2 protein-coding genes are annotated in these 1,207 nt (G+C 31.5%); both read left to right on the top strand.

Annotated features, from left to right (window positions below; genetic code table 11):
* Window positions 1-57: 57 nt before the first annotated feature.
* Window positions 58-624 carry a DUF4840 domain-containing protein gene (locus I6E24_RS16300; RefSeq protein ID WP_235329749.1) on the top strand — a complete coding sequence of 189 codons (567 nt, stop codon included), beginning with the start codon at window positions 58-60 and terminating at the stop codon, window positions 622-624.
* 53 nt (window positions 625-677) lie between these two features.
* Window positions 678-986 carry a hypothetical protein gene (locus I6E24_RS16295; RefSeq protein WP_204405108.1) on the top strand — a complete coding sequence of 103 codons (309 nt, stop codon included), beginning with the start codon at window positions 678-680 and terminating at the stop codon, window positions 984-986.
* Window positions 987-1,207: the final 221 nt, after the last annotated feature.

The raw sequence follows: 1,207 nt of genomic DNA, 5'->3' as shown, positions 1-1,207 counted from the left end.
ATAAAGTGCAGAAAATAAGAATTAATGTAGAACGATAAACCATAAAATCGAGGTAACATGAAAACAAAGAACTTATTCGGAATACTGATATTGTTCCTTAGTGTGCTTAACCTTACAAGTTGCAACAAAGACGAAGAGGGGTTTTCTAAAGAAGAAATACAACAGATGCTATTCGACATGAAAGGAACCTATCATGGCACTGTACAAGTAGACTATTATAAAGGTTCAAGTATAACAGAACTGCAAAATGCAATAACTGTTTCACGCGATTCACTCAAATTCAATATGTCATTATTACCATATGTAGAACTGATTTCAGATGAAGGCCTGACGGAGCGCCTGCGTGAAATTGGAGAGGTGGAAGTTGTTGCTGGTTATGATTTTCATCAGAGTGACGGTTGGAATATAAATTTTGGATTGCGACCTAAGGATGTCGACGTATTAGGCGGTTATGGAGCACCTCCTTCTATTCGGATTGTTTTTGCTCAGACTTTTGGTGGGGACGCTGAAGTAGGACATAATTTCATAATGTTTAATATCTCTCCTCTGAAATTATGGGTTGATGGAAAGAAATATGAAGATTTTCCACGTTTAGTTTACCACTTTAGAGGTATTTATGAATAATAATTAATAGTAAAAAGTCGCACGAATTTAGAACTATAAATTTCAAAATAAACATGAGTAATTTTACGAAAATATTTATATTATTGGTTGTTTCTATAAATAGTTCTGTATTTTTTGCTGGAACGGAAAGCAATAATAAGATCAACAATGCTGATACATTAACTGTAAATGCATTAAATGATTCTTTAACCAATGATAATACAACTTTATATAAATCAATTATACTCAACAGGGATAGTTTTCGTTATTATTTAAATAAACCATATAATAAGGAGAGCTTTAAATTCAAATATGATTCATTCAAGGAAAAGATGAAAGATCCTTGGATAGGCGACATTTTGAAAGAAATTTTCTTTAGATGATTATGAAGCCCTTTTTTATATCATTAAGTGTGTTATTTGCAGTTATTACTACTGCAAGTTCTCAGTCTAAACTTGTTTTCAGGGATAAATTTATGTATTCTGATACACAAATATTCCATGCTAAAAAAGAGTTTACAATATCTTCCTTAATTGATACAGGATGTTCTTTGTGCATTCTTGATTCAATTTTTGCCATTGATTCTTGTGGAATAAAAGAAAAC

The sequence above is a fragment of the Bacteroides caecigallinarum genome (assembly GCF_021530995.1).
GTDB lineage: Bacteria > Bacteroidota > Bacteroidia > Bacteroidales > Bacteroidaceae > Phocaeicola > Phocaeicola faecigallinarum.
Note: the sequence above shows the minus strand (reverse complement) of the source record. Positions and strands in the feature narration are given on the sequence as shown.